Genomic DNA, 14271 nt, shown 5'->3' with positions numbered 1-14271 from the left:
ATTAATTTTGATTGCGATAGCCAAAAAAGTCCACACGATAATTTACCACTTTTACCCCGGTTTGTTGTTCTATTTGTTCAATCAATTCTGGGGGTAACTCTACATTGACATTAATAATTTTATTAGTATCAATGATATTGACATGACTATGTCCATCTGTAACATTACCGTATAACCTGCCATCGTGTCTATCGATACATTCAATGATGCCATGGAGAGAGAGGGCTTCTAAATTTTGATACACCGAAGCGAGGGCAATATGTTTGCCTTTTTGGCTCAAAAGATCGTAAACTTGTTTAGGGCTAAGATGTTCTTTTTGTGACCATAACAATTCCAAAATAAATCGCCTTTGCCTCGATACTCTCATGCCCAATTCTTGACAACGGTTAAGGGCATCTTTGAGGGAGTGAATAGTTTTTTCCGTTGCCCCTTCTAGTTGCATCGTTTTTTTTCTTCCTTTTTTTATCTAAATTAAATTCCCTTATACTGTAACTAAGTTTTCCCTCTTTCTACATTTTTTCTTGCTCTCTTTTTTTCTCCGTAGGAATTTTTGCACATAGTTTAATTATTATTTTCAACTCTGGGGGGCTTTTCGGAGGGAATATCGCCACATATCACCGTCTGAAACTTTTTTGTTGTTATCCTAAAAGAATATTGCTATCTTAATTTTTTTTTAATTTTATGACTATTACTAGCTATTCTATACAATCTTTTGTGGATGAGCAGAGAAAATTTTTTGCGACAGGGGCAACCAAATCCTATGATTTTCGTTTACAACAGTTGAAAAAGTTAAAAAGTGCGATCGCCCTTAGACAGGATAAGATATTAGAAGCATTACACCAAGACTTAGGTAAACCCAGCCTAGAAGGTTGTTTTGAATTAGCTGTCATCTCAGAAATTAGCTACGCCATTAAAAACCTAAAAAAATGGATGAAACCAAAACGGGTAAGTGCAGGGATTGAAAATTTTCCCGCCCGTGCCAAAATTCATTCCGAACCATTGGGGGTAGTATTGATTATAGGGCCATGGAATTATCCTTTTACCCTAATGATTTCTCCTCTAATAGGGGCGATCGCCTCGGGAAACTGTGCTATGCTCAAACCATCAGAATTAGCACCCCATACCTCCGCCCTCATCACCGAATTAATTAAAGACATTTTCCCCCCCGAATATATCTGCATCCAAGAAGGAGGGGTAGAAGTAGCCCAAGAAGTACTCATCACCAAATTTGATCATATTTTCTTCACAGGAGGCACAAAAATCGGTCAAATCGTCATGGAAGCCGCCGCCAAACAACTAACCCCCGTCACCCTCGAGTTAGGAGGAAAAAGCCCCTGTATCGTTGACAAAGAAACTAACCTAAAAGTAACCGCCAAAAGAATAACTTGGGGTAAATTCATCAACGCAGGGCAAACTTGCATAGCCCCCGATTACATCCTCGTAGATAAAGCCATCAAACAAGAATTTATCCAAGAAGTAAAACAATGTGTCCATGAATTTTTTGGGGAAAATCCTCAGCAAAGCCCCGACTTTGCCCGTATCATTAACCATAAACAATTCGATAGACTAGAGCAACTCCTAGACAGTAATAATAATATTATCGTCGGCGGAAAAACCAACCGAGAAAATAAATATATCGCCCCCACCATCCTAGATAACGTTTCCCTCAACTCCCCCATCATGGCAGAGGAAATTTTTGGTCCTATTATGCCTATCCTTGAATATAATACCCTCGATGAAGCCATCAAAATAGTTAACAGTAAACCCAAACCCCTTGCCCTCTACTTTTTCTCTAACAACTCAGACAATAAAAAACGAATCTTACACGAAACCTCCTCCGGGGGATTATGTTTTAACGAAACCATCATGCAAGTGGGGGTAAAAGACTTACCCTTTGGGGGTGTAGGAGATAGTGGCATTGGGGCATATCATGGTAAAACCACCTTTGATACCTTTTCCCACAAAAAAGCTGTTTTATCCCGTTACTTTTGGGGTGATTTACAGTGGCGTTACGCTCCCTATAGTGACAAAATTGTGAATACCTTTAAAAAATTTTACACCAAGTAGTTAAACGGATTCCCTAAAGAAAAATATACTAACAACACCAACAATGGGCTTACGCCCATTGCCCATAAATCATCAATAAAGGTAATTTATTTTTCTCCATTAAATAAAATTTGTGAACTATAAAACATCGCCAGATCAAGGGAATTTGTTATTTGCAAGGCTTCCTTAATAAATTTAATTTAGGGGATTATTTTATGTTTTAAAAGCATATATATATATTAAAATATGCCTATTTGTCGAGAATAAATACACCTAACAGCAAAATAATTTGTCTGGTGTTTTATAAATACTTAAAATGATTGAAAAAATTAGATGATTTATTTTTTATAGCTTTTGAAAAATAATGTGACTAAAAAGTTTTGTTATAATAATTTAATATTCCCTTGACAAATATAGAGAATGAATTTAAGTACGAAAAATAACGATTGGGGATTAGTCCTAAAAATACTACCCTACGCCAAAAGAAAATCTCCCGTTTTATTATTATCCTTCATTTTATTAATACCCCTATCCGTAGCAGGGGCAATTCAACCCTTAATAGTTGGTCAAGGAATTTCATTACTACAAGGGGAAGAGACTTGGGGCTTTTTAGAGTCTTATTCCGTTGCCGATGGTTTAAATTTATTAGTTCTTATTTTATTGGGAACAATTATTTTTCGGACGGTTTTTCTCGCTTGGCAAGGATTTTTAGTTCAAAAAGTTGGTCAAGAAATAACCGCTTTTATCCGTCAAGATTTATTTAACCATGTCACCTCCCTATCTTCTAATTTTTTCCACAAAACTCCTGTAGGTAAATTAGTTACAAGATTAATCAATGATGTAGAAGCCCTCGGAGATGTATTTGCCACGGGCGCTATCGGCATTTTGAGTGATGTAATTTATATTTTAGCCATTATTATTACCATGTTTTCCCTTCAGTGGCAGTTAGCCCTACTGTTGGTATTGATGTTGATTCCTGTCTCTGCCCTAATTATTTATTTTCAAAAGCAGTATCGCAAGGCTAACTATGTGGCGAGGGAAGAATTATCTGTGTTAAATGCCATGTTGCAAGAAAATGTGGTGGGTCTTAACATTGTGCAATTATTCCGCCGTGAAAGACATAATAGCGAACTATTTCGCACCGTCAATGAGCGTTATCGCACTGCCGTAGATAAAACTATTTTTCATGATTCGGCGGTATCGGCTACCCTTGAATGGATTTCCCTAGTGGCGATCGCCGTTGTGCTATGGATCGGAGGAGTGCTAATCTTAGGAGATAACCTCAACTATGGTACATTGTCCGCCTTTATTCTCTATTCCCAGAGATTATTTGATCCTCTCAGACAATTTGCCGATAAGTTTACCATGTTCCAAGCAGGATTTACGGCCATCGAACGTATTTCCGAACTGATGAACATTCCCCTCGAAATAGAAGACAGAGATAATGATATAAGTCTCCATAACAACCCCCAAAATAAAGATGCGGTGGGTGAAATTCGCTTTGAAAACGTTTGGTTTGGTTATAAACCCGATGAATACGTCCTCAAAAATCTTAACTTTACCATCCGCCCCGGGGAAAAAGTCGCCCTAGTAGGACCCACAGGAGCAGGTAAAAGCTCCATTATCCGCCTTTTATGCCGTTTATACGAGCCTACCCAAGGACGAATTTTAGTAGATGGTATCGACATCAGAGACATCACCCAAGCAGAATTGAGAAGCCACATCGGAGTAATCTTACAAGAGAGCTTTATTTTTGCGGGTGACGTAAAAAGAAATATCACCCTAGGGGAAACCTATGATTTTGATGAAATCGAAAACGCCGTCAAACTAACTAATATAAAACCCCTCATCGAAGAATTACCCCAAGGTTACAACACCCAACTACGGGAAAGAGGAGCAAACCTATCCGCAGGGCAAAAACAATTACTCGCCTTTGCAAGGGTAGCCATTCGTAACCCTAATATTTTGGTATTGGATGAAGCCACTTCCAGCCTTGATGTTTCCACCGAAGCAGACACCCAAAAGGCTTTAGATGAATTATTAATTGATAAAACAGCTATCATCATCGCCCACCGACTTTCTACCATCCGTAATGTAGATAAAATTTTAGTCCTCAAACAAGGGGAATTAATTGAGTCAGGTAGTCATGATGAATTGTTAACAGAAAACGGTTTATATGCCAGTTTATACAAACTACAAATGTTAGCCACTGTTTAAATACTGGGGCAGAGGTGAAATATTATTTAACTTCTTGCCCTATGCCTTTGGTGTTTTGGCAGAAATTAACTTATCCTAGATGCCTCTTGCTATAATAATTTCCATACCCCTTTACTGACTAAGATTAAGCCCATGAAAAAACTATTTTTGTTCTCTGCATTTTTGGTGGGACTGTGGTTAGCGGTTTTTACCTTCAAAATATTTAATATGGGGGGTGAATATCAGTCTATCATTGTCAACTTTAAAGATGATATTGCCATTAGCCAATTAGAAGAAGGTTTAGATAAAATTTCCTTCAAAGTTAACCAGACTCCTACCCTCAACAGTTCATTTTCCAAGGATAGAAATATCTATATCTTAGAAGGAGATAAAGAAACCCTACGAACATTAAGAAGATCTGAGCTACGGGAAAAAATAGAATATATTGAACCTAACTATCTCTATCACACCTTGGAAATTCCTAACGATCCTGATTATAGTAAACAATGGAATTTAAGAGCCATTAACGTTGAGAGGGCATGGGCAGACAGTAAAGGGGAAGGGATTACCGTGGCGGTTATCGATACAGGGGTAAGTCGTGTACCTGATTTAGAGCAAACGGAATTTGTGGAAGGATATGACTTTATTAACGATCGCCCCGAAGCCCTTGATGATGTGGGGCATGGCACCCATGTGGCTGGTACTATCGCTCAATCTACCAACAATAACTATGGGGTAGCAGGAATCGCCTACAAAGCCAAAATAATGCCCCTGAAGGTATTGGGTTTGGGGGGTGGTACCGTGGCAGACATTGCTGAAGCCATCCGTTTTGCCGCCGATAATGGAGCCGATGTTATTAACATGAGTTTGGGCGGTGGAGGAGATAGCCACTTGATGCGCGATGCCATTGACTATGCCCACAAAAAAGGAGTAGTAATCATTGCCGCCGCTGGTAACGAAAACGAAAATTCCGCTAGTTACCCCGCCCGTTACCCCAAAGTGATTAGTGTTTCTGCCCTAGATGCGATCGGTGAAAAAGCCCCCTATTCCAACTTTGGAGCAGGCATTGACATCAGCGCCCCCGGGGGAAGTGAAAAAGGCTTAATCATCCAAGAAACCATCACAGGAAACAATCAACAACCCTCCTTTGAAGGGTATCAGGGTACCAGCATGGCTGCCCCCCACGTGGCAGGAGTCGCCGCCCTCATCAAAGCCACAGGAATAAAAGATCCCGAAGAAGTGCGACAAATCTTGATTGAATCTGCCCGGGAAGTAGCCGAAGATCCTTTTAACCATTACGGTGCAGGACGTTTGGATGCGGGTGGAGCGGTACAACTTGCCCTCAAAGGAAAAATTACCGTCAAAGACTTTTTACGCTGGTTACGGGATAGCGGTTATCTAAACCCCGGTTTTTGGATTGATGGTGGCACTATCATGCTTTTACCAAAATTGGGTATGGTAATTGGTTCATATCTCCTTGCTTGGTTTATCCGTAATTACCTTGTGTTTAACATGAGTCTCGCCAGTGGTATGGTGTTTGGTAGTTCAGGATTATTTATTTTACAAGGGCTATACATTTTTGACTTACCCCAATGGCCTTTGCGTTTAATGGGAAGTTCCCTCCCTGAATTGGGTAACGTGGTAGTAGGAAGTAGTACCCTTAATCCTCTGTTTGCCAGTGTCTTAATTCCCTTTATTCTCATTGCCTTATTTTTAGGTCATAACACCCTCAAATGGGTTGCCATTGGCTCTTGTTTAGGGGTTGCCTCTTGTTTGGGTATTTCTGCCTTTTATAATCCTAATGTCTGGGGTTTGGGTACTGGTACCACAGCCCAAGGCTTTTTAATCATTAATGCCCTTCTTTGTTTTGGGTTGGCGTATCTGGCCAGTAAAAATGATCAGGTTTTGAGTAATTAACCTGATTAGTTAAGGTGAATGAAGTTGTCCTCCTATTGATTTTGGGGGGAGAGCTTCAAACACTTAAGACTTATTTATAGGTTCAGCGGAGTTGATTATAAGCGATTAATATCAGTATTAGAACCAATGACCACCATGGACAAACCCTTTTGTAATACAAATTGAGGAGGGGGATTAATGACAAACTTATCATCATTTCCCACTGCCAACACATTTAAACCAAAACGACTACGAATTTTGATCTCCGCCAAAGTTTTTCCATCAAACTCTTCAGGAATGGAAACCTCCACAATACTATTATCAGGGTCTAATTCAAAACGATCTAAAATACCGGGTTTTGTTAAAGTATAGGCTAACTCACATCCTGCCTCATGCTCAGGATACACCACCAAATCAGCACCAACTTTTTTTAATAATTTACCATGGGTACTAGAAGAAGCCTTTGCCACTACATATTTAACTCCCCCTTCCTTCACATTGAGGGTAGTAATAATACTTTCTTCTAAATAATTACCGATCGCCACTATAACTGTATCTAGCTCTAGGATACCAGCTTCACGCAACGCACTTACTTCTGTACAATCAAGCTGAAGGGCACTCGAGGTAATTCTATCCGTCAGCGCTTGAGCTACCAGTTTTTCGTCCACATCCGTCCCCAACACCTCATAACCCATATTATAGAGGGTTTCACACACCGCCCGACCAAATCTTCCCAAACCAATGACAGCAAACTGACGACTTTCTTTGCGTAAGTTAGTCAAAAATTTGAGAGAGCTAATGTCAAGATTAAAAATGCTTTTTGCTCTGTGATTTTTGTTATTCAGAGGGGGTTTATTGGCTGTCATAAACTACTAACCTACTAAAAGATTCTCTTCTGGATACTGGATACGACTGGGACGGGAATCGCCCACAATAGCTGACATAAACAATAATACTCCAACTCGACCAATATACATCGTTAAAATAATTACCAGTTGTGCTAACCCCGATAAATCCGCCGTAATGCCCGTGGAAACCCCCACCGTTGCAAAAGCTGATACTACCTCAAAAAAGATATTAATAAAATTAAAGTCGGGATGGATAAAGGAAATAATGAAAGTGATGGTTAGTACCGTTAAGGCTGAACCAAATACCACTGCCATGGCTTTAAGAATCAGGGATGATGGTACTTCTCTTTCAAACATGATAATTTCATTTTTACCCCGCAAAACGGTTTTGGTACTCTCGGCCAAAATTCTGACGGTGGTAGTTTTGATGCCTCCCCCTGTACCACTGGGGCTTGCCCCCACAAACATAAAACCAATGGTTAAAAATAAACTAGCGGTTGTCATAGCTCCTAAATCAATGGTATTAAATCCAGCGGTGCGGGTGGTGACAGATTGAAACCAAGCTAGTAGTAGTTTTTCGTTAAAGGAGTATTCTGCTAATAAATTGCTGTATTCGGTGATGAGAAAGAAAATAGTCCCGAAAACCAATAAAAAAATCGTGGTGCTAGTGACAACTTTAAAGTTAAGGGAAAATTTATATTGACGACGGCTATGGATATTCATTTTTTCTAGGCACCAGAGATAAAATTCAATGATGACTTGATAACCGATGCCTCCAAAAATAATTAGGAAGGAGATAATAAAGTTTAAGGGAATTGATGTTTGATACTGGGTTAGGCTATCTGAAAATAAACTAAATCCTGCATTATTCCAAGCACTGATACTATGAAAAATGGCCAGCCACAGACTTCTTTGGTTACTGTAGTCTTTTTGAAAAATTAAAAATAAAAAAATTGCCCCCAAAATTTCGAGGGTGATGGTGGTGGCAAAGACGGATTTAAGTAGATTTTTACTACCCTGTAAAAAAGGACGGTCAAAAGATTCCTGAATGGCTAGTTTTTGGTTAAAGTCAAATTTTTTGCCAATGAGTAGAATTAAAAATGTGGTTGTTGTCATGTAGCCTAAACCACCTACCTGAATTAGAGCAAGAATAGATAGTTGTCCCCAAAAAGTGTAATAGCTTCCTGTATCTACCACAATTAATCCTGTGACGCATACCGCTGAAGTTGAGGTAAATAAAGCGGTGGTAAAACTACCCCACCCCGGCTCAACGGTGGAGAAGGGAAGTAATAATAATAGGGTACCGACAGAAATTACGGTGATAAAGCCAAGGCAGATACTACGGGGAATCGTCATCGGTTTTCTATGCTTCCATTAGGAGATTACGGGATTTATTAATGAAACTTTAATTATCCATTATCTATTCTCAATTATCAATTAATTCTTCTGGGTATGTCGTAGCTAAGGAAATCATGGGCAAGGATGGTGTCTGGGAAAATTGCCTGAGCTTCTTTGAGTAAATCGTTCAACTGGAGGGCATTCCCCGGGGCATAGCGGGGGCTAAAGTGGGTCATGATCAGTTTTTTGACCTGAGCGGCTAGGGCTACTTGGGCGGCCATGGTGGTGGTGGAGTGCATTCTTTCAAAGGCCATTTGTGCGTCTTGGTGGGCAAAGGTGGCTTCGTGGATTAGTACGTCTGCATCTTCACTAAGGGCGATCGCACTTTCACAAAAAACCGTATCGGTACAATAGACAAATTTACGCCCGATTTCTGTGGGGCCACATAGTTGAGTACCATTAACGGTGCGCCCATCTTCTAGGGTAATGGTTTCTCCATTTTTCAATTTTCCATAGATAGGACCACTGGGAATACCCATTTTTTTTGCTTTTTCCACATCAAATTTCCCTGCCTTATCTTTTTCCCTGACACGATAACCAAAGGCGGTGACACGATGTTTTAACATCTCGGTACTAACGATATATTCATCATCTTCATAAATTACCCCAGGGGCAACGGTTTTAAAATGGACACCATAGGGAAAATAAGTCTGAGAATATTTCATACAGGCTTTGAGATAGGCATCTAATCCGGGAGGGCCATAAACTTCTACGTTTTCTGCGTGGGCGCCTAGTCCACAACTAGCGAGTAAGCCCATCAAACCAAAAATATGATCCCCGTGCATATGGGTAACAAAGATTTTTTTGAGTTGGGAGGTTTTTAAGTCACTGCGCAAAATTTGATGTTGGGTACCTTCTCCACAGTCAAATAGCCATATTTCTCCCCGTTGAGTTAATCTGAGTGCCACACTAGATACGTTTCTTGATCGGGTGGGTACTCCTGAGCTAGTACCTAAAAAAGTTACTTCCACTACTTTTATACTATTGATACTTTTATTATTAATCCTAGTTTATCACTCCACCATGGACAATTTCTCTGAGAAAAATAGACAAGAAAGGATTAAGCACCGATAATGAATTTATTTTCCATCAGTATCTACTATGCAAACTAATTCTAAATTTACTAATTCCCTCCCCAATCCCACTGGTGTTACTTTACTTATTTTACTCGGTGTGGGTTTAAGTGCGATCGCCCTTAGCTTTTTAACCATTAATCAAATTACCCCTTTTTTCTTTGGGTTTGTTATTACAGGGGCATTGGGTTACGTCGTCGTACCACAACTGCAAAGACTTAAGGCAAGTCAAATTATCCAGGAGGATGGCCCTTCTACCCACCTCAAAAAAGCTGGAACTCCTACCATGGGAGGGATATTTTTCATTCCTACCGCCATTATTATCGGCTTAATTTTTGCTAATTTTTCTAGTGATGCCATCGCCGTTGCCCTGGTTACCTTTGCCTATGCTTTCATCGGTTGGATAGATGATTGGCAAATTTTACGAAAAAAAACCAACCTCGGCTTAACGGCTAAACAAAAGTTGGGGCTACAAATTCTCTTTGCTGTTTTGTTCTGTATTTGGATGGCCACAACTCAACCCTCGGAAATTACTAGGGTAATTCTTCCTTTTAATATTATTCTGCCCCTGGGCTTTTTATTCTGGTTTCTGGCTACTTTTGTCATTGTTGCTGAAAGTAATGCCACTAATTTAACCGATGGGGTTGATGGTTTGGCTGGGGGAACCAGTGCGATCGCCTTTCTCGGTATTGGTATATTAGTAAGTAACACCCACCCCGATTTACTTATTTTCTCCCTTGCCATCAGTGGTGCTTGTCTTGGATTTGTTCTCCACAACCGTAACAAAGCCTCTGTTTTCATGGGTGATACAGGCTCTCTGGCCCTCGGTGCTAGTCTAAGTGCGATCGGTATATTAAGCCAAAATCTGTGGGCATTATTTATAATTAGTCTCCTTTTCTTCCTCGAATCCATCTCCGTTATCGCCCAAGTAACCTATTACAAAGCCACCAAAGACGAAAACGGCAAAGGAAAAAGACTCCTAAAAATGGCTCCCATTCACCATCACCTCGAACTCACTGGCTGGACAGAAACTCAAATTGTTGGTATTTTCTACCTAATCAATACCATTCTTATATTGATTATTCTTTAATTTTGATATGCCCATGGCTGAAGTTAGGCTGTGGGACTGTGGAACATTTCAACGTCCTAATTAATAGTAAAATATAATACGCACCTCACCCCTATGAGCATCTGTGAAATTACCTGATTTTAACGATATTTGGCAAAAAACTACTAATTGGCAACCAAATCCCCATCAACAGTTATTATTTGACCAGTTATATAGCAAAATTATTGAAACAAACAAGTATCTTAATTTAACTCGTATTACTACCCCTGAAGAGTTTTGGGAAAAAAATTTATGGGATTCTTTAGCTCCTTTAATGGCTTACGATTTAAATAATAAAAAAATTATTGATATTGGCACAGGGGGTGGTTTTCCCGGTATTCCCAGTGCGATCGCCTTTCCCCTTGGTCAATTTACGTTAATGGATTCCACCACCAAAAAAATTAATTTTATTACTCAAGTATCCCAAGATTTAAACCTAACAAATATTACTACTTTAGTGGATAGAGCCGAAAGAATAGGGCAAGAAAAAAGCTATCGTAACCAGTTCGACTTTGCCTTAATCAGAGCCGTTGCGGAAACATCAGTATGTTTAGAATATACTTTACCTTTATTAAAAAAAGATGGTATCGCAATTTTATATCGAGGAAACTGGACAATGGAAGAAGAAGAAAAAACAAAAAAAGTAGCCAAAATATTAGGAGGAAATATTGAAAAAATCATTAATCAAAATACTCCCCTTAACGATAATATTCGCCATTGTATTTACATCAAAAAAATAGATAAAACCCCTAAACAATATCCCCGTGAAGTGGGAAAACCCGTTAAACAACCCTTATAATAAAATAAAATTTTAAGGCAACCAATCTTCGTCAAGGATTTGCTCTATAGTGTCTAATAGCCATAAATTATAATCATTTTCATATAAATTTTCCTTGTGGCGAATTAATTCTTTAACCATTTTTATCTTTCGGTGCTTTAAAGGACATAAATCGATTATAACTACAGAAAAATAATCATCGCAAAGGATTAAATAAACACAAAAAAACCCCCAAAAAGGGGGCTTAAAAACTTGAAAGCTAACTAATTAACCTAGGGCATTAGCACCAGATACAACCTCAAGAATTTGTTGAGTAATAGAAGCCTGACGAGCTTTGTTGTAAGAAAGAGTTAAAGATTTCATCAAATCACTAGCATTTTGACTAGCATTATTCATCGCCGTCATCCGAGCAGCCAATTCACTAGCAGCAGACTCTTGTAATGCTTTGAGCAACTGATTATTGATATATAAAGGTAAAAGAGAATCTAAAATTTGAACGGGATCTTGTTCAAAAATCATATCCTGAGGAAAATCAACTTTAGGAGAACTAACCGCTTCTCTTTCTACTTGGAATGAACCATCACGGACAATGAGACGGAAAATTTCATCATCCTGAACTTCTAACCCTTGGGGAGTAAGAGGTAATAAGGTTTGAATAACAGGTTTAGAGGTGATTAAAGAAACAAATTTGGTATAAATCAATTCCACCCTATCAACGGTATCCGAGAAAAATAGAGATAGTAACTCATCGGCAATTTTACCAGATTCTTCAGCGGTAGGAATTTGCTCTAAACCAGTATATTTGGCGGAGATAGGTTCATTACGACGTTGAAAATATTGAATTGCTTTTCTACCGACAATTACAAAGGTATATTTTAAACCTTGTTCTTTTAGTTCGGCGGCTCTTTGTTCCGCTTTTTTGATAATACTAGAATTATAGCTTCCGCACAGACCCCGATCGCCCGTAATCACTAACAAAGCAACGGTGTTAACATCCCTTTGTTTGAGTAAAGGTAAATCAGTTTCTTCCATGCGTAAACGGCTTTGTAAACCGTATAAAACTTGAGCGAGGGCATCAGCAAAAGGACGAGTGGCAGTTACTTGCTCTTGCGCCCGTCTTACCTTAGCCGCCGCTACTAGACGCATTGCTTCAGTAATTTTTTTGGTATTTTTTACCGAATCGATGCGATCTCTAATGGCTTTTAAATTAGACATGGTGTTAATTGATAATGGATAATGGATAATTGATAATACAAAATTACCAATAAACAATGGATAAAAAAATATACTACTTAGGATGTAGTAGGGTGGGCAATGCCCACCGCCATTATTTCAATTAAGCAGAGAAAGCCTGTTTTGCTTCAGTGATAGCTTCTTTTAAGAGAGCTTCGGCTTCATCAGTTAATTTTTTATCATTATTGATAATTTCGATGAATTTAGGCTTGTTATTTTTGATGTACTGTCTGAGGGTAAGAACAAACTCGGTTACTTTGTCCACAGCAATGTCATCTAACAAACCGTTAATACCGCTATAAACCTGAGCAACTTGTTCCCATACAGCCAAAGGAGAGTTTTCAGATTGTTTGAGCAATTGACGTAATCTTTGACCTTTTGCGAGTTGAGCTTGGGTAGCAGCGTCTAAGTCAGAGGCAAACTGAGAAAATGCTTCTAGTTCGGCAAACTGAGCTAGTTCTAATTTTAGTTTACCCGCAACCTGCTTCATGGCTTTGGTTTGAGCGGCTGAACCTACACGGGATACGGAAATACCTGCGTTGATTGCGGGGCGGAAACCAGAGTTAAACAAGTCGGAAGATAGAAAAATTTGACCGTCGGTAATGGAGATTACGTTGGTGGGAATGTAAGCGGATACGTCCCCTGCTTGGGTTTCGATGATGGGTAAAGCAGTCATGCTTCCGCCACCTAATTCGTCGCTTAATTTAGCGGCTCTTTCTAATAAACGGGAGTGGAGATAGAATACGTCTCCGGGGTAAGCCTCACGGCCGGGGGGACGACGTAATAACAAGGACATTTGACGGTAGGCCTGAGCCTGTTTGGTCAAGTCATCGTAGATAATTAGGGTAGCTTTACCTTTATACATGAAGTATTCAGCAATGGCCGCTCCAGTGTAGGGAGCAAGATACTGTAGGGTTGCAGGATCGTTGGCGTTAGCCGCTACGACTACGGTATAGTCTAATGCACCTTTTCTTTTGAGGGTTTCCACTACGTTAGCAACGGTAGAGGCTTTTTGTCCTACTGCCACATAGACACAGATTACATCTTCTTCTTTTTGGTTAATGATGGTGTCAACGGCGATCGCAGTTTTACCCGTTTGACGGTCACCAATGATAAGTTCACGCTGTCCACGACCCACAGGAATCATCGCATCGATAGCAGTAATCCCAGTTTGCATAGGCTCACATACGGACTTACGATCTACAATCCCAGGGGCAGCAGATTCAATCAAGCGAGTTTCGGTACTTTCAGGATCTCCCTTACCATCAATAGGACGAGCCAAAGCATCTAAAACCCGGCCCACTAAAGCATCACCCACAGGGATTTGAGCGATTTTACCAGTAGCTTTTACATTACTACCTTCTTGGATGTCTAAACCATCCCCCATCAATACCACCCCAACGTTATCCTGTTCAAGGTTAAGGGCGATACCCACGGTACCATCTTCAAACTCTACCAATTCCCCCGCCATGACTTTATCCAAGCCATAAACACGAGCAATACCGTCTCCTACCTGTAATACAGTACCAACATTGGAAACTTGAACCTGTTCATCATAGGATTCAATCTGTTGGCGAATAATATTAGCAATTTCGTCTGGTCTAATGTTAATCATATCTTTTTCTTAGAGCTACTTATATGTAACAAATTGATTGTCAGTTATTAATTTTATTTTGATTATGGCTAGGGCATACC

The 14271-nt window shown here is 39.6% G+C and carries 11 protein-coding genes; 5 read left to right on the top strand and 6 right to left on the bottom strand.

What is annotated here, in order from left to right:
* Position 1: 1 nt before the first annotated feature.
* Positions 2-442, bottom strand: coding sequence for a Fur family transcriptional regulator (locus tag ACXITR_RS12870; RefSeq protein WP_457997622.1), 441 nt, complete (start codon positions 440-442; stop codon positions 2-4).
* 239 nt (positions 443-681) lie between these two features.
* On the opposite strand from ACXITR_RS12870, the gene ACXITR_RS12865 reads away from it, so the two are divergent.
* The 3 genes from ACXITR_RS12865 (at position 682) to ACXITR_RS12855 (ending at position 6159) form a co-directional block, all read left to right on the top strand.
* Positions 682-2067 carry an aldehyde dehydrogenase gene (locus ACXITR_RS12865; protein WP_457997621.1) on the top strand — a complete coding sequence of 462 codons (1386 nt, stop codon included), beginning with the start codon at positions 682-684 and terminating at the stop codon, positions 2065-2067.
* A gap of 399 nt (positions 2068-2466) precedes the next feature.
* On the top strand, positions 2467-4263 hold the full coding sequence (locus tag ACXITR_RS12860; protein ID WP_457997620.1) for an ABC transporter ATP-binding protein: 1797 nt from the start codon (positions 2467-2469) through the stop codon (positions 4261-4263).
* Positions 4264-4395: 132 nt separating this feature from the next.
* Positions 4396-6159 carry a S8 family peptidase gene (locus tag ACXITR_RS12855; protein WP_457997619.1) on the top strand — a complete coding sequence of 588 codons (1764 nt, stop codon included), beginning with the start codon at positions 4396-4398 and terminating at the stop codon, positions 6157-6159.
* A 95-nt stretch (positions 6160-6254) separates the two neighbouring features.
* Here ACXITR_RS12855 and ACXITR_RS12850 read toward each other — a convergent pair whose 3' ends face one another.
* The 3 genes from ACXITR_RS12850 to ACXITR_RS12840 form a co-directional block, all read right to left on the bottom strand.
* Positions 6255-6938 carry a potassium channel family protein gene (locus ACXITR_RS12850; protein WP_457997642.1) on the bottom strand — a complete coding sequence of 228 codons (684 nt, stop codon included), beginning with the start codon at positions 6936-6938 and terminating at the stop codon, positions 6255-6257.
* A gap of 72 nt (positions 6939-7010) precedes the next feature.
* Positions 7011-8342 carry a TrkH family potassium uptake protein gene (locus tag ACXITR_RS12845; RefSeq protein WP_457997618.1) on the bottom strand — a complete coding sequence of 444 codons (1332 nt, stop codon included), beginning with the start codon at positions 8340-8342 and terminating at the stop codon, positions 7011-7013.
* A gap of 77 nt (positions 8343-8419) precedes the next feature.
* Positions 8420-9355 carry a ribonuclease Z gene (locus tag ACXITR_RS12840; protein ID WP_457997617.1) on the bottom strand — a complete coding sequence of 312 codons (936 nt, stop codon included), beginning with the start codon at positions 9353-9355 and terminating at the stop codon, positions 8420-8422.
* Positions 9356-9485: 130 nt separating this feature from the next.
* Between ACXITR_RS12840 and mraY the strand changes: the two genes are divergently transcribed.
* Both mraY and rsmG read left to right on the top strand, forming a co-directional pair.
* Positions 9486-10547 (top strand): phospho-N-acetylmuramoyl-pentapeptide-transferase, encoded by a 1062-nt coding sequence (gene mraY, locus ACXITR_RS12835; protein WP_457997616.1) that lies wholly within the window; start codon positions 9486-9488, stop codon positions 10545-10547.
* 103 nt (positions 10548-10650) lie between these two features.
* Positions 10651-11364, top strand: coding sequence for a 16S rRNA (guanine(527)-N(7))-methyltransferase RsmG (rsmG, locus tag ACXITR_RS12830; RefSeq protein WP_457997615.1), 714 nt, complete (start codon positions 10651-10653; stop codon positions 11362-11364).
* 246 nt (positions 11365-11610) lie between these two features.
* Here the strand turns inward: rsmG and ACXITR_RS12825 are convergent, their stop codons facing one another.
* The gene (locus ACXITR_RS12825; RefSeq protein WP_457997614.1) at positions 11611-12558 is read right to left on the bottom strand and encodes a F0F1 ATP synthase subunit gamma; all 948 of its coding nucleotides are present in this window, start codon (positions 12556-12558) and stop codon (positions 11611-11613) included.
* Positions 12559-12679: 121 nt separating this feature from the next.
* A complete protein-coding gene (gene atpA, locus ACXITR_RS12820; RefSeq protein ID WP_457997613.1) occupies positions 12680-14191 on the bottom strand; it encodes a F0F1 ATP synthase subunit alpha in 1512 nt (503 codons plus the stop codon).
* Positions 14192-14271: the final 80 nt, after the last annotated feature.

This window comes from Cyanobacterium sp., assembly GCF_054166785.1.
The sequence above is the reverse complement of the archived record's forward strand: the minus strand, read 5'-3'. Positions and strand labels throughout refer to the sequence as shown.

What these genes read in the sequence shown, in the direction of transcription:
- ACXITR_RS12870 (WP_457997622.1), bottom strand. Translation starts at nt 442, where the DNA reads ATGCAACTAGAAGGGGCAACGGAAAAAACTATTCACTCCCTCAAAGAT.
- mraY (WP_457997616.1), top strand. Translation starts at nt 9,486, where the DNA reads ATGCAAACTAATTCTAAATTTACTAATTCCCTCCCCAATCCCACTGGT.
- ACXITR_RS12825 (WP_457997614.1), bottom strand. Translation starts at nt 12,558, where the DNA reads ATGTCTAATTTAAAAGCCATTAGAGATCGCATCGATTCGGTAAAAAAT.
- ACXITR_RS12845 (WP_457997618.1), bottom strand. Translation starts at nt 8,342, where the DNA reads ATGACGATTCCCCGTAGTATCTGCCTTGGCTTTATCACCGTAATTTCT.
- atpA (WP_457997613.1), bottom strand. Translation starts at nt 14,191, where the DNA reads ATGATTAACATTAGACCAGACGAAATTGCTAATATTATTCGCCAACAG.
- ACXITR_RS12865 (WP_457997621.1), top strand. Translation starts at nt 682, where the DNA reads ATGACTATTACTAGCTATTCTATACAATCTTTTGTGGATGAGCAGAGA.
- ACXITR_RS12860 (WP_457997620.1), top strand. Translation starts at nt 2,467, where the DNA reads ATGAATTTAAGTACGAAAAATAACGATTGGGGATTAGTCCTAAAAATA.
- ACXITR_RS12855 (WP_457997619.1), top strand. Translation starts at nt 4,396, where the DNA reads ATGAAAAAACTATTTTTGTTCTCTGCATTTTTGGTGGGACTGTGGTTA.